This window comes from Pseudomonas sp. 20-5 (genome assembly GCF_056782835.1).
This window is the reverse complement of record NZ_CM165584.1, coordinates 5,560,582-5,578,341: the sequence shown is the minus strand read 5'-3', so window position 1 is coordinate 5,578,341 and position 17,760 is coordinate 5,560,582. Positions and strand designations below refer to the sequence as shown.

Here is a 17,760-nt window from a genome sequence, read left to right as displayed (position 1 = left end):
CAGTGCATTGCCGCGGCACGACCTCCTGGCCGCCCGGGCCTGACGGCGCTGGCACAAGTCTTGCGCTTCCGGGGCATCCCGGTCTTCACGAAGAACCGTCGTGGCGGACCCGGCAACGCCTCGTCGCTTCGCTCCGGCGTCGCGCCGCCGACTCCGCTACAGTGACCGCAACCCCAGCCCCGCGAGCCTTCGATGCCCGAGCTGCTTGCCCACTATCCGTTCACCGATACGGCCTACCACGAGTTGCTCGATCGCCAGGGCGGCGTGCGTCCCCATTGGCAGCGGCTGTTCCGCCAACTGGAGCGCAGCAGCCCTGAGCAATTGCGCCAGCGCCAGGCCCTGGTGGAACGGCAGATCCAGGAGAACGGCGTCACCTACAACGTTTACGCCGATCCCAAGGGCACCGACCGCCCCTGGGCGCTGGACCTTCTGCCGAACCTGCTGTCCGCCGCCGAGTGGCAGCCGATCGCCGCTGGTGTGGCGCAGCGTGCTCGGCTGCTCAATGCGCTGCTGGCCGACCTGTACGGCGACCAGCGTCTGCTCGCCGAAGGGCTGCTGCCCAGCGAACTGGTCTTCGGCCATCCGAACTTCCTCTGGCCGGCGCTCGGCATCCGGCCGCCCGGCGGGATTTTCCTGCACAGCTATGCCGTGGACCTGGCGCGCGATGCCGACGGACGCTGGCAGGTCCTTGCCGACCGCACCCAGGCTCCGTCCGGCGCGGGCTATGCGCTGGAGAACCGGCAGATCGTCTCGCGGGCCTTGCCGGAACTCTATCGCGACCTGCGCGTGCAGCATCTCGCCGGGTATTTCCGCACCCTGCAGGAGACCCTCGCCAGCCAGGCCGCCGGCGACGGCGAGACGCCGCTGGTGGTGCTGCTGACTCCCGGACGTTTCAACGAAACCTACTTCGAGCATCTCTACCTGGCGCGCCAGCTCGGTTTTCCGCTGGTCGAGGGGCACGACCTGACGGTGCGCGACGCCACCCTCTATCTCAAGACCCTCGGCGGCCTGAAACGGGTGCACGCGGTATTGCGGCGCCTCGATGACGATTTCTGCGACCCACTGGAATTACGTACCGACTCGGCGCTGGGCATTCCCGGCCTGCTCGAGGCGGTACGCCAGGGACGCGTGCTGGTGGCCAACGCACTGGGCAGCGGAGTGCTGGAGTCGCCCGGCCTGCTCGGCTTCCTGCCGCAGGCTTGTCGCCGCCTGCTTGGCGAGGAACTGGCGCTGCCCTCGCTCGACACCCGCTGGTGCGGCGAGCCGCAAGCCCTCGAGGCGATACTCGCGGCACTGCCCGACCTGGTGATCAAGCCGGCCTTTCCCGGCCAGCGCTGCGAACCTCTGTTCGGCCACGCCCTCGACAGTGCCGGCCTGGCATCCCTCGGCGAGCGCTTGCGCGAGCGCCCGCAGGCCTACGTGGCGCAACGCCTGGCGCAGTTGTCCCAGGCACCGGTCTGGCGCGACGGCAAGGCCGGCGTCGGCCTGCAGTCGCGGGCCATCGGCATGCGCGTATTCGCCGTCGCCGCCAGCGACGGTCGCTACTGGGTGATGCCCGGCGGCCTGACCCGCGTAGCCTCGGCGGCGGACGCCGAAGTGGTGTCGATGCAGCGCGGCGGGGCGAGCAAGGACACCTGGGTGCTGGCCGAGCGAGCAGTCGGCGGCGAGCCGTTGCGCCCGCGCCGGCTCGGCGTGCGCGACCTGGTCCGCGAAGACCCCTACCTGCCGTCGCGGGTGGTGGAGAACCTGTTCTGGTACGGCCGCTATGCCGAGCGTTGCGACGACCATGCGCGTCTGTTGCGGGTGGTGCTGTCGCGCTACGTGGATGCCGATGGCGACGAAGAGGCGTTGCGCAGCGCCCTGGCCCTGGCCGGCGGCATCGGCCTGCTGCCCGGGGATGGCGAGCCGTTGGAAAGGTGCCTGTTGCGGGCGTTGCTCGACGAGCACTGGCCGGCGAGCCTGTGCGCCAACCTGCGGCGCCTGCACTGGGCGGCGGCGCAGGTGCGCGGGCGCTTGTCCGGGGAGAACTGGCTGGCCTTGCTGGAGCTGCAACGCGACATGCAGGCGCTCGATCCGGCACGCACCGACCTCGGCGAAGCGCTGGACTTCCTCAACCGGCTAGTGATGTCCCTGGCCGCGTTGTCCGGTTTCGCCCTCGACGACATGACCCGCGACGACGGCTGGCGTTTCCTGATGATCGGCCGGCGCATCGAGCGCGTGCGCTTCTTCGCCGAGAGCATCGCCGCCTTCCTCGACGGCGGTAGCGCCTGGGACGCCGGCGCGCTGGAGTGGCTGCTGGAGCTGGGTAACAGCGGCATCACCTACCGCTCGCGCTACCTGGCGTCGCCGCAGCTGGTCCCGGTGCTCGACCTGCTCCTGTTGCACGAGCAGAACCCGCACTCGCTGCGCTTCCAGTTGCAGGCCCTGGAGCGTTCGCTGGAGCGCCTGCACGAGGAGTTCGGCGCGCCACGCGAGCGGGAACTCAGGACCCTGGGCGAACGCCTGCGCAGCTTCGATCTGGCGGCCCTGGAAAGCCCGCTGTTCGGCGCGGCAGGACTCGATGAGGTGCTCGTCGGGCTGGCGCGACTGCTGCGCGACATCGCCGCCTGCGCCGGACAGGTCTCCGATCGGCTAGGCTTGCGCTATTTCGCCCATGTCGACGATGTCAGCCAGAGAACGGTATCCACCTGATGTCCGCACCCGCGCTTCGCTCCGTTCCGCTCCAGGGCGCCCGCTACCAGGTGCTGCACGACACCCATTACCGCTATGCGACGCCGGTCTCGCTGTCGCGGCAACTGGCGCATCTCTGGCCGCGCGAATGCGCCTGGCAGGCCTGTCATGAGCGGGCACTGCTGATCGAGCCGGGGCCGAGCCGGCGCGAGGATGGCCACGACGCATTCGGCAATCCGCTGAGCCGGCTGGCCTTCGAGCGTCCCCACGAGGCGCTGCGGGTCAGCGCGCGACTGCAGGTCGAAGTGTTCGCCCATGCGCCGGCGCAACTGACCGCGTCGCCGGCATGGGAAACCGTCGCCGCCGGGCTGGCATTTTCCGGGCGGGCGCTGTCCGCCGCCGAGCTGGAAGCCTGCCGCTATCGCGTCGAGTCGCCCTATGTGCGCATCCAGCGGCGATTCGCCGAGTTCGCCGCCGACTGCTTCCCGCCCGGACGGCCGTTGCTGGTGGCGGCGGCGGCACTGATGGAGAAGATCTTCCGCGAGTTCGCCTTCGATGCGCAGGCCACCCAGGTGGCGACGCCGCTGGACGAAGTGCTGGAGCGCCGTCGCGGGGTCTGCCAGGACTTCGCCCACCTGATGCTCGCCTGCCTGCGCGCGCGCGGACTGGCGGCGCGCTACGTCAGCGGCTACCTGCTGACCCGCCCGCCGCCCGGACAGGCGCGACTGATCGGTGCCGACGCCTCGCATGCCTGGGTCTCGCTGTATTGCCCGGAGAACGGCTGGGTGGATTTCGACCCGACCAACGACCTGTTGCCCGACCTGGAGCACATCACCCTGGCCTGGGGGCGGGATTTTTCCGATGTGTCGCCGTTGCGCGGGGTGATCCTCGGTGGCGGTAGCCATGACCCGGAGGTGCGGGTGACGGTGCTGCCGCTACGGGAAACTGCCGGCTGATCAAAAAGTGATCGGTCCCGCGGAGGCCCTGCCGCCCGGGACTCCCGGACCTTTTCACCCAGGTTGTCCACAGCCTCGCCCACGCCGTTTGGGGACAACGAAGCGGTGCTCCGGCAAATTCGCGGCGCCGTGCTAGCTTTTCCAGAAGCCGCTACGGACGTTGTCGGGCCAAGGGCCGGAGCCTGCCTTTCCGGTGCCAGGGGCGGTTCTCGTACGGAGCCAGACTCCTTCCTTGCGCACGGTGAGCGATATGGATGACACGACGATCGTCAACGTAGGTACCGAGAAGATCAACGCGCTCTGGGCGACGGTGTCCCAGTACGCCTTCGCCTTCGGCATCAAGATTCTCGCGGCCATCGCCTTCTGGGTGATTGGCCGCTGGCTGATCGGCTTCGCCGTCGGCATGGTGCAGAAATCCCTCGAGCGGCAAAAGGTCGATCCCACCGTGCTGCGCTACGTGGGTTCGTTCATCACGGTGACCCTGAACGTGCTGCTGGTGGTGGGCATCCTCGGTTTCTTCGGCATCCAGACCACCAGCCTGGCGGCGCTGATCGCGGCGGTCGGCCTGGCCATTGGCATGGCCTGGTCGGGATTGCTGGCGAACCTGGCGGCCGGCGGCTTCATCATCGTCCTGCGGCCGTTCAAGGTCGGCGACTTCATCTGCGCCGGCGGAGTGACCGGCACGGTCAAGGAGATCGGCCTGTTCACCACGGCGATCAACACTCCGGACAACGTGCTGACCATGGTCGGCAACAACAAGATATTCGGCGACAACATCCAGAACTTCACCCACAACCCGTTCCGCCGGGTCGAGTTGAAGGCGCAGCTTTCCGGTGCCGCCGACTACCAGGCGGCCATCGCCCTGCTCAGGCAGCGCGTCGCGGCGATTCCCAACGTGCTCGGCGAGCCGCCGGTGGACGTGGAGATCCTCGAGTTCAACCTGGTCGGGCCGGTGCTGGCGGTGCGCCCGTATTGCCACAACGACCATTACTGGCAGGTCTATTTCGATACCAACAAGGTGATCAAGGACGCCCTCGGCGCCGACTTCCCGGCACCGATGCCGGCGCAGACGGTGATCGTGCAGCAGTCCGCCGGCGCCTGACGTTTCCCGCTCGGCACCGACGCCCCGTCCTGCGGGGCGTTGGCGTTTGTGCGCGGACCGGGTGGCGGGCCGCGCGGAGAAAACGGGCCATCGGCGAGTCCAACGGGCACCCCGGCGAACAAGGTATAGTGCGGGCCTGCAACCGTCGCCGCAGCCGGCCGGGTTTCATCGGGAAAAGGATTCCGTGTGTTCTTCAGATTGCTCTTGATCGCCGTCCTGCTGGCGGTATCCGCGTGCAGCTCCAAGGCTCCCGGCCCGGGGGCGTCGGTGCCGAAGGTCATGCGCGGCGAGTATCGCGTCAAGCGCGGCGACACCCTCTATTCGATCGCCACCCGGCACGGCTGGAACTACAAGGACCTGGCGCGCGCCAACGGCATCCGCCCGCCCTACGCGGTCAAGGTCGGCCAGGTGGTGCGCTTCGACGGGCGCAAGTCGACCTACGTCGCCAGCAGCCGCTCCTCGTCTAACACCCGTGCGCGCAAGCCGCCGCCTCCGCCGCCGTCGGTGACCCTGCGCGGCTGGCAGTGGCCGATGAAGGGGCCGGTGATCCGCCGCTTCTCCAGTTCCGACAAGCTCAACAAGGGCATCCGCATCGCCGGCACCCTGGGCCAGCCGGTGCAGGCCTCGCTGGCCGGCAAGGTGGTGTTCGCGGTGAACAACATGCGTGGCTACGGCAACCTGGTGATCATCCAGCACGGTACCTCGTACACCAGCACCTACGCGCACAACAGCCGCTTGCTGGTGAAGGAGGGGCAGATGGTCGGCAAGGGCCAGAAGATCGCCGAGGCCGGTTCCTCGGATGCCGACCGGGTGCAGCTGTACTTCGAGATCCGCCAGAACGGCCGGCCGCTCGACCCGCTGAGCCTGCTGCCGCCGTCCTGAGAGAGGAGCGGATCACTGCGGGGTGCGGTCGACCCACTTCGGCGCCACGCTCGGCGTCCAGGCGGCGAGGGCATCGAGCAGCGCCTCCGGGCTGGCGCCGCGCTGCAGCATGCCGCGGTGTTCGGCGCGGACGAAACGTTCGTCGGCCAGGTGGTCGAGGAAAGTCAGCAGCGGGTCGTAGAAACCGTTCACTTCGAGCAGGCCCAGCGGCTTGGCGTGGTAGCCCAGTTGGCCCCAGGTCCAGACCTCGAACAGCTCTTCCAGGGTGCCGAGCCCGCCAGGCAGGGCGATGAAGGCGTCGGCCAGTTCGGCCATGCGTGCCTTGCGCGCGTGCATGCCGTCTACCACTTCCAGGCGGGTCAGGCCCTTGTGGCCGATCTCGGCCTCCTGCAGGCTCTGCGGGATGATCCCGATCACTTCGCCGCCGGCGGCCAATGCGGCGTCCGCCACGGTGCCCATCAGACCGACCGCGCCGCCACCGTAGACCAGGGTCAGGCCGCGCTCGGCCAGGTGCCGGCCGAGGGCCACGGCGGCTTCCTGGTAGACCGGGGAAGCGCCGGGGCTGGCGCCACAGAATACGCAGACGGAACGCAAGGTCATGATCGACTCCTGTCGGGGGTGGAAAAAGGCGCACAGGGTAGCGGCTGGGAGCGCTTCGACCAAGCCGTGCGAAGCGTTGCCGGACGTTGCGTCGCAGGCGCGAAGCGGCACATCTGTGCTAAAACAGGAGTTCCCCGTAGTAAACGCCGGGCAGATCCCGCTCGATGCCCCGCCACGTCCGGTTCGGGTTTGACCTGAATCAGTGGAACTCGGTGCCCGATCGGGCAGTCTGCTCTTTCAGGATTCATCGCCCAACCTGCCTAGGAGGCTGCTCCATGCTACGTAAACTCGCTGCGGTATCCCTGCTGTCCCTGCTCAGTGCGCCGCTGCTGGCTGCCGAGTGCTCGGTGGACATCCAGGGTAACGACCAGATGCAGTTCAACACCAATGCCATCACCGTCGACAAGAGCTGCAAGCAGTTCACCGTCAACCTGTCCCACCCCGGCAACCTGCCGAAGAACGTCATGGGCCACAACTGGGTACTGAGCACCGCCGCCGACATGCAGGGCGTGGTCACCGACGGCATGGCTTCCGGCCTGGACAAGGATTACCTGAAGCCCGACGACAGCCGTGTCATCGCCCACACCAAGCTGATCGGCTCGGGCGAGAAGGACTCGGTGACCTTCGACGTCTCCAAGCTGAAGGAAGGCGAGCAGTACATGTTCTTCTGCACCTTCCCGGGCCACTCCGCGCTGATGAAGGGCACCCTGACCCTGAAGTGATGCGCGAGCGATCCGCTGCATGAAAAAGCCCGGCCGCTGCCGGGCTTTTTCATGGGCGCGCGCCGGGCTCAGCGCGCGTAGCGTGCCGCCATCGCCTCGCCGGCCAGTTGGTGCACGCGCCGGGTCGGATGCCACTCGTCCCAGAAGTAGTACTGGTCCGGGTTGGCGCAGGCCGGGCGGACGCTGGGCTGGGTCGGCTGGCAGGGCGCGTCCAGCTCCACCAGGCCATAGCGCGCCGGGTTGCGCCGCAAGTGGCGGCTGAAGGTGAGATGGTCGAACCAGCTCAGCTCCAGGCCGCGGGTCTTGCGCAGGGCGGCGAGCTGGATCGGCAGGCTGGCGTTGACTGCCTGCAGGTAGCGCTGCGCCCGCTCGACCCGGTTACCGGCGACCACCGCCGGGACCACGCTCAGGTCGGTCGAACTGACCACCAGGAAGCGTCGTGCGCCGGCCTCTCCGAGACGCTGCACCGCGGCGCGGATGTTCGCCACGCTGCTGCCGGCCAGTTGTTCCAGGGGCTGCTCGCCGGCGAAATCCTCGTGCTCGAAGAAATCGTTGGCGGAGACGAAGATGAAGTGCAGCGCCTGGCCATCGACCGGCTTGCCGTCCAGCGTGGCGAGGTAGGCGTCGACCTGGCCGGCGAGGCCGGTATGGCGGTAGGCGCTCATCCAGCCGTAGTAGTTGTCCGCTCCGCTCTTGGCGCCGCCCACCGCATGGTCGGCCAGTTGCGCACCAAGCTGGCGGGCGAGCACCTCGACGGCGGTCGGGCCGTTGCTCCAGCGGCCCTGCCAGTAGACTTCGCCGGGCAATGCCTGGGCGCCGGCGATGCCCTTGGCGAGCATCTCGCGGGTCAGTCGCTGGCTTTCGCCGTTGTCCGAATAGCTGTCGCCGAAGGCGTGGATCTGCCGTACCGGCGCGAGCAGCGGGGATGTGTGTCCGCAGGCCTGGCCGGCCAGCAGGACACCGAGGAGCAGGGCGGGGAGACGGGTGCGCATGGCTGGCCTTCGCAGGGATACAGCTTCCTTCTAGCGCGCCGCCGCGCGGACTTGAAGACCTGGTTGCGACAGGCACATTCCCGCCCGCGACAAAGGCCCGTCGACGACGGGCCTGCCGCACGGACCGGGAGGCTCAGGGCGCCTTCGGCAGTTCGCGCTTGTGCTGGGTCTTGTGGTAGGTGTCGACGATCACCCGCGCAGCTTCCTCGCGCAGCGGCTGGCCGTGCAGGAAGGCGTCGATCTCGGCATAGGTGACGCCGTGGGAAGCCTCGTCCGGATGGCCGGGGCGCAGGTCCTCGAGGTCGGCGGTGGGGATCTTCTCCACCAGGTTCTCCGGAGCGCCGAGGGCGCGGGCGAGGGCGCGTACCTGATGCTTGGCCAGGCCGCTGAGCGGAGCCAGGTCGCAGGCGCCATCGCCGAACTTGGTGAAGAACCCCATGACCGCCTCGGCGGCATGGTCGGTGCCGATCACCAGGCCGCCGCGGGCGCCGGCGATGGCGTACTGGGCGACCATGCGGATGCGCGCCTTGATATTGCCGATGACGAAGTCGCTCTTCGCCGGCTCGAGTCCTTCCAGGGCTTCCAGCTGTTCCGCCAGGGCTTTCACCGACGGACCGATGTTGACGGTCTGCTCTTCGTCGGCGCGGATGGTCGCCAGCGAGGCCTGGGCATCGGCCTCGTCCTGCTGCACCTGGTAGGGCAGGCGCACGGCGATGAAGCGGTAGGCCTGGTCGCCGGTCTGCTCGCGCAGTTGCTCGACGGCGCGCTGGGCCAGCAGGCCGGCGGTGAGCGAGTCGACGCCGCCGCTGATCCCCAGCACCAGGGTCTTCAGCCCGGAATCCTTCAGGCACTGCTGGATGAAGGCGATGCGCCGGGCGATCTGCGCCTGCACGTCGGCCTCCGACTGGAACGGCGGCTGGACCTGCAGGGCTTGGGCGATGTCGCGTTGGATCTGTTGCATGTTCGGGCTCCCGTTAGGTGCGAAAGGATTAGGCCGGCACGTTGAAGACGTGGCGGAGGTAGGCGACGAAGTTCTCGTCGCGGCATTGGGTCTTGCCCGGGGCGTCGGATATCTTCGCCACCGGATGGCCGTTGCAGGCCGTCATCTTCAGGACGATGTTCATCGGCTCGACCCCCGGAATGTCGCAGGTCAGGTTGGTGCCGATGCCGAAGCTGACGTTGATCTTGCCACGTAGCGCGCGGAACAGCTGCAACGCCTTGGGCATGTCCAGCCCGTCGGAGAACACCAGGGTCTTGCTCAGCGGGTCGATACCCAGGCGGCGGTAGTGGGCGATGGCTTTCTCCGCCCAGGCCAGCGGGTCGCCCGAATCGTGGCGCAGGCCGTCGAAGAGCTTGGCGAAGTACAGGTCGAAGTCGTCGAGGAAGGCATCCATGGTAATGCAGTCGGTCAGGGCTATGCCGAGCTGTCCGCGGTACTCGCGGACCCAGCAGTCCAGCGCCGCTTGCTGGCTGTCGACCAGCCGCGGGCCGAGTTGCTGGTGGGCCATCAGCCATTCGTGGGCCATGGTGCCGATCGGCTTGAGGTCGTACTCGCGGGCCAGGTGCACGTTGCTGGTGCCGACGAAGCGCCCGGGGAAGTCGCGCTTGAGGATATGCACCACTTCCTCCTGGGTGCGGTAGGAGAAGCGCCGGCGGGTGCCGAAGTCGGCGACCTGGAATTCCGCGAGTTCCTCGCTGCTGGCCTGGGCGGAGAGCCAGTCGAGCTTGCGATAGAGCTGCTCGCCGACCTGTTCCAGGACCACCTCGCGGTAGCGATAACGGTTGCGCACCTCGCTGACGATGGCCAGCAGCGGCACCTCGAAGAGGATCACGTGCAGCCATGGGCCGCGCAGGCGGATTGCCAGTTGGCCATCCTCGATGCCGGTGTGCACGTAGCGCAGGTTGAAGCGGAACAGGCTGAGGAAGCGGATGAAGTCCGGCTTCATGAACGGGATGCGTTCGAGGAAGGCGAGCTGGTCGGCGGTTACCTCGACTTCGGCGAGGCGCTCGATCTGGTAGCGGATCTCCGCCAGGTACGGACGCAGGTCCTCGGCGTTGCGGCAGCGGAATTCCCACTCCACTTCGGCGTTGGGGTAGTTGTGCAGCACCGCCTGCATCATGGTCAGCTTGTAGAAATCGGTATCGAGCAGGTTCTGCACGATGCGCTCGGCAAAGACGCTTTCGGCCATGTTCACTTCTCCTTGTCGGCGCCGGCGAGGGCGCTATCCAGTCGTTCCAGGTCGGCGCAGAGGATCACCCCGGCGTCGCGCATCTCGTCGCAGGCCCGCTGCGCGGTGTCCTCGGCGATGGCCCGGCAGGCGGGCAGGTAGAGCAGCACCTCGAAACCGGCGCGGCGCAGTTGCAGGGCGGTGTTCTTCACGCAGTAGTCCAGCGCCAGGCCACCCACCAGCACATGGCTCACGCCATTCTGCCTCAGGTATTCGATGACCCCGGTGCTGCGGCGTTCCGCCAGATCGTGGTAGCAGGCGCCGTAGGGATGCAGGTCCGGCTCCACGCCCTTCCAGACGAAGAAGTCGTAGTCGATCGGCCGCGGCAGTTCGTCGAGCAGCTCGAAACCCGGCGTACCCGGTACGCAGTGGCTCACCCAGGTCAGGTCGGCATCCGGATAGGCCAGCGGCCGCAGCATCTGCTCGGCGCTTTCCACTACCCAGGCAGCCTTCGGGCTGTGCGCGTCCTTGCTGCCCAGGCGCAGCGCGGCGCGGCTGGCCAGTTGGTTGAGGGCGGCGCCGATGGCGTCGCCGCCGGGCACCGGCAGTTCGTCCGGGCACAGCGGGGTGAAGCCTTTCTGGGCGTCGACATCGAAGCTGGCGATCTTGCTGGGACGATTCATGGAAGCCTCCGCTTGACGGGTTGGGGCTGAATGTGGGTACATAATTCATCACGTGAAATAAGTCGTCAAGCACTTGTACTACAAAATTTCGCAGTGGAAGGTATTTTCTATGCGTGATGAAATAAGTTCCCGGATTCGCCGACTGCCTGCCGGGATGAGCGGCGGACGCGCCCCCGACTTCGCCCTCGCGGTCTACGGTGGGGCGTTCGACCCGCCGCACCCCGGCCATGAGTCGGTGATCCGCCGGGCGCTGCTTTGCGCCGAACGGGTCGCCCTGGTGCCGAGCCACCGCCACGCCTTCGGCAAGCGCATGGGCGATTTCGAGCTGCGCTGCCGCTGGCTGGCGCGGCTGGCCCGGCGGATCGATCCGCGGCGGGTGTATTGCGAACCGATCGAAGCAGGATTGATGCCTGATCGTCCGGCGGTCTACAGCATCGACCTGCTGGAAGCGCTGGCCGCGCGTAGCGGCCTGGCGTCACCGCGGATCGCCCTGCTGATCGGCGCCGACAACGAGGCGGAGCTGCCGCGCTTCGAACGCGCCGCCGAATTGTGCTGGCGCTTCGGCCGGCTGGTGGCGGAGGAGCGGCTGCCGCTGCACAGCTCGATGATCCGCCAGCGCCTGCGTGAAGGGCTGGCGGTACCGGAGGCCTGGTGCCTGCCGGAAGTGAAGGACGAACTGCACTGCTATGGCGGCGAACGCCAGGCGGGCTGAAGAGAGGAGTGACGATGAGTTCAGCGGAAGTATTGGCCAGCGTGGATATCGTGGCGTTGCGCCTGAACCCCGGGCACGGACTGGAGCTGTTGCTGATCCGCCGCGCCCAGGCGCCTTTCGCCGGCCAGTGGGCCTTGCCCGGCGTGCTGGTCAACGGCCGCAGCGCCGACCACAGCCTCGACGACGCGGCGGTGCGCGCCCTGCGCGACAAGGCGCGGCTGGAGCCGGCCTACATCGAGCAGGTGGCCACGGTCGGCAACGCGGTACGCGACCCGCGCGGCTGGTCGCTGAGCGTGTTCTACCTGGTGCTGGTCGGTCCGGACACCCGGGTGGAGGACGACGACCTCGACTTCGTGCCGCTGCGCGACGTTCGCAGCGAGCGCTTCGCCCTGCCGTTCGACCACGCCCAACTGGTACAGCAGGCCTGCGAGCGCCTGGCGAGCAAGTCGGTGTACAGCGCCCTGCCGCTGTTCCTGCTGGCGCCGCGCTTCACCGTGGCCGAGGCGCTGAAGGCCTTCGAGTGCGCCATCGGCCAGGAAGTCCAGCATTCCAGCCTGCGCGGGCGCCTGGAGCGGATGAAGGAGGCTGGCTGGGTCGAGGACACCGGCGAACGCCAGCGTCCGCCCATGGGGCGCCCGCAACACGTCCTGCATTTCACCCCGAAGCCGGGCGGCGCCTTCGTTTTCGACCGCAGCCTGCTGGCGTCCTGACAAACGGGTGCGGCAGGGCCGGTGAGGCCGCTCCCTGCCGCGCTTGCTAGACGGTGAAGCGCTGGATCTGCTGCTCCAGTCCGTTTGCCAGCTTCGCCAGCTCGACACTGGAGGTGGAGGTCTTCACCGCGCCCTCGGCGACTTCGCCGATGCTGGCATTGAGCGAGTCGATGTTCTGGCTGACCTCGCTCGCGGTGGCGGTCTGTTCTTCCGTCGCCGTGGATATCTGCGCGTTGCTCTGGGCGATACCTTCGACCGCCTGGGCGATGAGACCGAGCGCCTTTCCCGCCTCGTGGGCGCGCTGGACGCTGACCTGGGCCTGCTCGCGTGACTGCTGCATCACGCTGACCGCGCTGCTGGCGCCTGCCTGCAGGGCTTCGATCATCTCGCGGATGGTTTCGGTGGCCTTGTGCGTATTGGTGGCCAGGCTGCGCACTTCATCGGCGACCACCGCGAACCCGCGCCCGGCCTCGCCCGCCCGTGCGGCTTCTATCGCGGCATTGAGGGCGAGCAGGTTGGTTTGCTGGGCGATGTTCTGGATGACTTCCAGAACGGTGCTGATTTCCTCGGTCTTGTTGCGTAGCGTGTCGATGACGGCTCCCGCCTCTCCGACCATGACCGACAGGCCCTGGATGGCGTCGAGGTTCGCATGCACGAGTCCGGTTCCGGTGTGCGCCTCGCTGTTCGCCGATTCCGCGCTGGCTGCGGCGGCCTGGGCGTTCCGCGCCACGTCCTGGACCGCCATGCTCATCTGGTGTACCGCCGTGGCGACCATGTCGGTCTGGTCGCCCTGGGACGTGGCGACATGGCTGACCTGGTTGCTGATGGCACTCATCTCGTCCGAGGTGATGGTGAGCTTCCTGGCTGTCTCGGCGAGATGCCGAAGCAGCGCCTGCTGGCTTTCCAGCATCATATTGAAGGCGCGCGCCGTATCGGACACTTCGTCGCGCCCGCGCGCATCGGCGCGGAGCGTGAGATTCGAGGAGTCCTGCACGCGGCGGATCACCCCGCGCAGATCGGAAAGCGGGCGCATGATCGACAGGCTGATGAACCAGGCCGCGGCGACGATGAGGACCAGGGCTGCGGCGCCGATGAGCAGGAAGGTGGTGCGCATGGAGTCGTAGCGTTTCTCCATCTGCTCGTTGAGCTTGGCGCCTTCACTGAGCTGCAGGTCGATCAGCGTCGACAGCGCGGTTCCCAGCGGATCGAACGCACCATACATCTCGCGATTGAACGTGCCGGCCTCGACGTTTCGCAGGCTTCCGGCCCTGGCCTGCTCGCCGTATGCCAGGGTCATCCGCTTGACCCGTTCCAGGGTGGGGACCAGCGACTCGATGATTTCCTTCTCGGCGGCAGTCCGGTGGTCTGCGGAATAGTCGGCCCACGACTTCTCGATGCGCGACAGCGCCCCACTCAACTCCTGCTGCAGGCGCTCTTCATCGAAGACCCCCGCACGGTACTTGTGCAGGGCGTCGACCACGCTGACCGCAACGGCGTCGGCGACGATCTTGAGCTGGCTGATGGGCTTCATCCGGTTGTTGAAAAGGTCCTGGAAGCTGGCATCGAGTCGACTGGCGTTGGCCAGCGCCATCGCGATGACCGTGACGAGCATCGTCAGCGGTAGCAGCGCCAGGACCAGCAGGCGGATTCGAACCGTGACGCCAGTGAGCATGGGACGTTCCGAGGTGAACCGAGTGAGAGTAAAGATGGTTCCGCGCAGCGGAAACGTCAAACCGGGCCGTGGCGCGTCTGGCGGGGGCCCGCTGAGGGTTGCTCCTGCTCCAGGCGCTCTACCATCCACTCGATGAAATGGCGCACCTTGGGGACTTCCGCGGCATGCTCGGGATAGGCCAGGTAGTAGGCCTCCTGGCTGGGCAGGGCGTGCGGCCAGGCGATCGCCAGCTTGCCTTCGGCGAGTTCCTCCTCGACCAGGAAGCGCGGTAGCAGGGCTACCCCGCAACCGGCCTGGGCGGCGCGGATGCACATGTAGAAGGTGTCGAAGCGTGGACCGTGGTAGCAACCCTGGCAATTTCGCTCCAGGCTGGCGAACCAGTCGTGCCAGGCCTCCGCGCGGCTGGCGTTCTGCAGCAGCACCAGCCCCGCCAGTTGGGTCGGTTCGTCCAGTCCGCCGGCCGGCAACAGGGATGGCGCGCAGACCGCCACCAGTTGTTCGCCGAACAGGCGGATGCACTCGGCGCCCGGCAGGGTGCCGGGGCCGAAGAAGAACGCCAGGTCGCAATGGCCCTGGCGCAGGTCGTCCGGTTCCAGTTCCTGGCGCAGGTCGAGGTGGATGTTCGGGTGGCGGTGGCGCCAGCCGTTCAGTTGCGGGATCAGCCAGCGCGCGCCGAAGGTCGGCGGGGTCGCCACTCGCAGCACTTCGGTCTCGCCGCCGTAGGAAAGCAGGAAGCGGGTGGACAGCTCTACCTGTTGCAGGATGCGTCGTACCTCGGCCAGGTACAGCTCGCCGGCCGGGGTCAGTTGCAAGCGCTTGCGCACCCGGCGGAACAGGGCGTGCTGCAGTTGCTCCTCGAGTTGCGCGACCTGCTTGCTCATGGCGCTCTGGGTCAGGCTCAACTCTTCGGCGGCGCGGGTGAAGCTCAGGTGCCGGGCTACCGCTTCGAAGCATTGCAGGGCGGTCATCGACGGCAGGCGGCGTTTGTTCAGCATGGCGGGTTTCCTGGCGCGGGTGGAGCGGGCGGAACGCGTTATATGAATAAACGGAATGACGTAGGGAGGAAAGCTCGCTTGCCGGAGTGCCGGGCGACGCTTATTACTGCCGGCAAGTCTCGCGATAGAGCATTCGCTGGCTTATGACGAATCCGTCACAGGGTTTTGCGCCGAACGTGGCGTCGCTAACGGATATGTTCATGTCGTATTCGAATCGACTTTTTCCGCCAAGTACCGAATTCCGGGAAGTTCATGTTCATATTAATTTTAAAAACCGCTCTGTCCTGCACTTTCATTGAAAAAGAGGACCTCAATTAGTGCGTGGAACGCACCAGTGACGTGCAGTTTCTAACCGCTTCAATATCGTTGTAGAGTTATTCCTAGGAACGGTTCAGGCCTTGTGAAGCCTGGGCTGTAGCTCTCCGAAGGGGATTCGGAGAAATGCCTAAATGACTGATTTCCAATAACAAAGATAAAAACGGAAAGGAGGGCTAAAGTTCTTGTGGCCGGCCACTCAGGAAAAAAACGAATGGCACGCCGCTTGCTCTGCCTGTTGAGCGAAACACAACAACAACATCGTAGTTACGAGCGCCAACATCATCCTCAGGAGCAACACCCCATGTCCAAGAAGCTGTTCAGAAAAGGCATCCTGGCTCTCGCGGTTTCATCCGTGATGGGTCTTTCCACGCATGCGCTGGCCGACGTCGTGATCGGCGTGGCCGGACCGCATACCGGCGCCAACGCCTCCTTCGGCGAGCAATACTGGCGCGGCGCGTCCCAGGCGGCGGAAGACATCAACGCGGCGGGTGGGATCAACGGCGAGAAGATCAAGCTGGTCAAGGCCGACGACGCCTGCGAACCGAAGCAGGCCGTGGCCGTGGCCAACCGCCTGGTGGACCAGGACAAGGCCATCGCCGTGGTCGGCCATTTCTGCTCTTCTTCGACCATCCCCGCATCCGAGGTCTACGACGAGGCCGGGATCATCGCCATCACCCCCGGTTCCACCAACCCGCAGGTCACCGAGCGCGGACTCTCCGGGATGTTCCGCATGTGCGGCCGCGACGACCAGCAGGGCGTGGTCGCCGGCGACTATATCGTCAACGTGCTCAAGGCCAAGAAGGTCGCGGTGATCCATGACAAGGACACCTACGGCCAGGGCCTGGCGGACGCCACCAGGGCGCAACTGAACAAGCTCGGCGTGAAAGAGGTTCTCTACGAGGGCCTGACTCGCGGCGAGAAGGACTTCAACGCGCTGGTCACCAAGATCCGCGCCTCCGGTGCCGAGGTCGTCTACTTCGGCGGCCTGCATCCGGAAGCCGGTCCGCTGGTACGGCAGATGCGCGAACAGGGACTGACCGCCAGGTTCATGTCCGACGACGGCGTGGTCACCGACGAACTGGCGACCACCGCCGGCGGTCCGCAGTACGTCAAGGGCGTGCTGATGACCTTCGGCGCCGACCCGCGGCTGATCCCCGACGGCAAGGCGGTGGTGGAGAAATTCCGTGCCGGCGGTTTCGAGCCGGAAGGCTACACCCTCTACTCCTACGCCTCGATCCAGTCCCTGGCGGCGGCCTTCAACGGCGCCGGCGCCAACGATCCGGCCAAGGCCGCCGAGTGGCTGAAGTCGCACCCGGTGCAGACCGTGATGGGCAAGAAGGAATGGGACAAGAAGGGCGACCTGAAAGTCTCCGACTACGTGGTCTACGAGTGGGACGACAAGGGCAAGTACCACCAGTTGCCCTGATCGCGCTCGACCGCCATGCGCCGGGCACAGGCCCGGCGCATGGGTAAGTCCGGGAGCTGCTGAAGTGCTCGCCCGTGCTTGCCGCCGTAGTGCGGATTCACCGAAGACGTCTGCGTGTGGTCGGTCTGGAGTCCCGCGATCCGGGGCCGTTTCAGTAGCACCCGTCCGCTTTCACCGGCGAGCGCCGGCGCGCCTTACAAAGGCCGTCGCGATTCGCCCTGAAGAGACTGAAAAATGGACGGCATCTTCCTCCAGCAAATGATCAACGGGCTGACCCTCGGCTCGGTCTACGGCCTCATCGCCATCGGCTACACCATGGTCTACGGCATCATCGGCATGATCAACTTCGCCCACGGCGAGGTGTACATGATCTCCGCCTACCTGTCGGCCATCGCCCTTGCCCTGCTGGCCTTCTTCGGCCTGCAGAACTTCCCGCTGCTGATCCTCGGCACCTTGCTGTTCACCGTGCTGGTGACCTGCACCTACGGCTGGGTGATCGAGCGCATCGCCTACAAGCCGCTGCGCAACTCCACGCGCCTGGCGCCGCTGATCTCGGCGATCGGCATGTCGCTGATCCTGCAGAACTACGTGCAGGTGGCGCAGGGACCGCGCCAGCAGGGGATCCCGACCCTGCTCGACGGCGCCCTGAAATTCCACGTCGGCGACGGTTTCGTCCAGCTCACCTACACCAAGCTGTTCATCCTGATCGCTTCGCTGATCGGCATGGCGGTGCTGACCTACGTGATCCGCTACACCAAGCTCGGGCGCATGTGCCGGGCGACCCAGCAGGACCGCAAGATGGCTTCGATCCTGGGGATCAACACCGACCGGGTGATCTCCTACGTGTTCGTCATCGGCGCGGCGATGGCCGCCCTGGCCGGGGTGCTGATCACCATGAACTACGGCACCTTCGACTTCTACGCCGGCTTCATCATCGGCATCAAGGCGTTCACCGCGGCGGTGCTCGGCGGCATCGGCTCGCTGCCCGGGGCGATGCTCGGCGGCCTGGTGCTGGGAGTGGCCGAGGCGCAGTTCTCGGGGATGGTCAACACCGACTACAAGGACGTGTTCGCCTTCTCGTTGCTGGTACTGATCCTGATCTTCCGTCCCCAGGGCCTGCTCGGCCGCCCGCAGATCGCCAAGGTGTAAGGG

General features: G+C 66.7%; 16 protein-coding genes. 9 read left to right on the top strand and 7 right to left on the bottom strand.

Going from position 1 to position 17,760, the window contains the following annotated elements; translation table 11 throughout:
* The first annotated feature begins 192 nt into the window (after window positions 1-192).
* The 4 genes from AC1RB9_RS25780 to AC1RB9_RS25765 all read left to right on the top strand — a co-directional run bounded on the left by AC1RB9_RS25780 (window position 193) and on the right by AC1RB9_RS25765 (window position 5,610).
* Entirely contained in the window at window positions 193-2,691 is a 2,499-nt protein-coding gene (locus AC1RB9_RS25780) for a circularly permuted type 2 ATP-grasp protein (protein ID WP_003116170.1), read from the top strand.
* Complete coding sequence (locus AC1RB9_RS25775) at window positions 2,691-3,626, top strand: transglutaminase family protein (RefSeq protein ID WP_003121150.1); 936 nt, start codon at window positions 2,691-2,693, stop codon at window positions 3,624-3,626. The genes AC1RB9_RS25780 and AC1RB9_RS25775 overlap by 1 nt, the downstream gene beginning before the upstream one ends.
* Window positions 3,627-3,876: 250 nt before the next feature.
* Window positions 3,877-4,728: a mechanosensitive ion channel family protein gene (locus AC1RB9_RS25770; protein ID WP_003457447.1), complete on the top strand. Its 852-nt coding sequence runs from the start codon at window positions 3,877-3,879 to the stop codon at window positions 4,726-4,728.
* Window positions 4,729-4,914: 186 nt separating this feature from the next.
* Window positions 4,915-5,610: a peptidoglycan DD-metalloendopeptidase family protein gene (locus AC1RB9_RS25765; RefSeq protein WP_004352555.1), complete on the top strand. Its 696-nt coding sequence runs from the start codon at window positions 4,915-4,917 to the stop codon at window positions 5,608-5,610.
* Between the two features lie 12 nt (window positions 5,611-5,622).
* Here the strand turns inward: AC1RB9_RS25765 and AC1RB9_RS25760 are convergent, their stop codons facing one another.
* A complete protein-coding gene (locus tag AC1RB9_RS25760; RefSeq protein ID WP_003457421.1) occupies window positions 5,623-6,210 on the bottom strand; it encodes an LOG family protein in 588 nt (195 codons plus the stop codon).
* A 275-nt stretch (window positions 6,211-6,485) separates the two neighbouring features.
* Between AC1RB9_RS25760 and azu the strand changes: the two genes are divergently transcribed.
* The gene (azu, locus tag AC1RB9_RS25755) at window positions 6,486-6,932 is read left to right on the top strand and encodes an azurin (protein ID WP_003095591.1); all 447 of its coding nucleotides are present in this window, start codon (window positions 6,486-6,488) and stop codon (window positions 6,930-6,932) included.
* 68 nt (window positions 6,933-7,000) lie between these two features.
* Here the strand turns inward: azu and choE are convergent, their stop codons facing one another.
* The 4 genes from choE to AC1RB9_RS25735 all read right to left on the bottom strand — a co-directional run bounded on the left by choE (window position 7,001) and on the right by AC1RB9_RS25735 (window position 10,775).
* The gene (gene choE, locus AC1RB9_RS25750) at window positions 7,001-7,924 is read right to left on the bottom strand and encodes a cholinesterase ChoE (protein ID WP_003100000.1); all 924 of its coding nucleotides are present in this window, start codon (window positions 7,922-7,924) and stop codon (window positions 7,001-7,003) included.
* 133 nt (window positions 7,925-8,057) lie between these two features.
* Entirely contained in the window at window positions 8,058-8,885 is an 828-nt protein-coding gene (nadE, locus tag AC1RB9_RS25745; protein WP_003099998.1) for an ammonia-dependent NAD(+) synthetase, read from the bottom strand.
* Between the two features lie 28 nt (window positions 8,886-8,913).
* Window positions 8,914-10,113: a nicotinate phosphoribosyltransferase gene (gene pncB, locus AC1RB9_RS25740; protein ID WP_003099996.1), complete on the bottom strand. Its 1,200-nt coding sequence runs from the start codon at window positions 10,111-10,113 to the stop codon at window positions 8,914-8,916.
* Between the two features lie 2 nt (window positions 10,114-10,115).
* Window positions 10,116-10,775: a nicotinamidase gene (locus AC1RB9_RS25735; RefSeq protein ID WP_003095584.1), complete on the bottom strand. Its 660-nt coding sequence runs from the start codon at window positions 10,773-10,775 to the stop codon at window positions 10,116-10,118.
* A gap of 109 nt (window positions 10,776-10,884) precedes the next feature.
* On the opposite strand from AC1RB9_RS25735, the gene AC1RB9_RS25730 reads away from it, so the two are divergent.
* Window positions 10,885-11,487, top strand: a complete 603-nt coding sequence (locus tag AC1RB9_RS25730) for an adenylyltransferase/cytidyltransferase family protein (RefSeq protein ID WP_003123559.1) — start codon at window positions 10,885-10,887, stop codon at window positions 11,485-11,487.
* A gap of 14 nt (window positions 11,488-11,501) precedes the next feature.
* Window positions 11,502-12,197, top strand: coding sequence for an NUDIX domain-containing protein (locus tag AC1RB9_RS25725; RefSeq protein ID WP_003095579.1), 696 nt, complete (start codon window positions 11,502-11,504; stop codon window positions 12,195-12,197).
* A gap of 46 nt (window positions 12,198-12,243) precedes the next feature.
* On the opposite strand, the gene AC1RB9_RS25720 is transcribed toward AC1RB9_RS25725, so the two are convergent.
* Both AC1RB9_RS25720 and AC1RB9_RS25715 read right to left on the bottom strand, forming a co-directional pair.
* On the bottom strand, window positions 12,244-13,869 hold the full coding sequence (locus AC1RB9_RS25720) for a methyl-accepting chemotaxis protein (protein ID WP_003099990.1): 1,626 nt from the start codon (window positions 13,867-13,869) through the stop codon (window positions 12,244-12,246).
* A gap of 56 nt (window positions 13,870-13,925) precedes the next feature.
* Window positions 13,926-14,864, bottom strand: coding sequence for a LysR substrate-binding domain-containing protein (locus AC1RB9_RS25715; RefSeq protein WP_003095575.1), 939 nt, complete (start codon window positions 14,862-14,864; stop codon window positions 13,926-13,928).
* Between the two features lie 619 nt (window positions 14,865-15,483).
* Between AC1RB9_RS25715 and AC1RB9_RS25710 the strand changes: the two genes are divergently transcribed.
* Together AC1RB9_RS25710 and AC1RB9_RS25705 are read left to right on the top strand one after the other, a co-directional pair.
* Entirely contained in the window at window positions 15,484-16,608 is a 1,125-nt protein-coding gene (locus tag AC1RB9_RS25710; RefSeq protein ID WP_003099985.1) for a branched-chain amino acid ABC transporter substrate-binding protein, read from the top strand.
* Window positions 16,609-16,842: 234 nt separating this feature from the next.
* Window positions 16,843-17,757 carry an ABC transporter permease subunit gene (locus tag AC1RB9_RS25705; protein WP_003095571.1) on the top strand — a complete coding sequence of 305 codons (915 nt, stop codon included), beginning with the start codon at window positions 16,843-16,845 and terminating at the stop codon, window positions 17,755-17,757.
* Window positions 17,758-17,760: the final 3 nt, after the last annotated feature.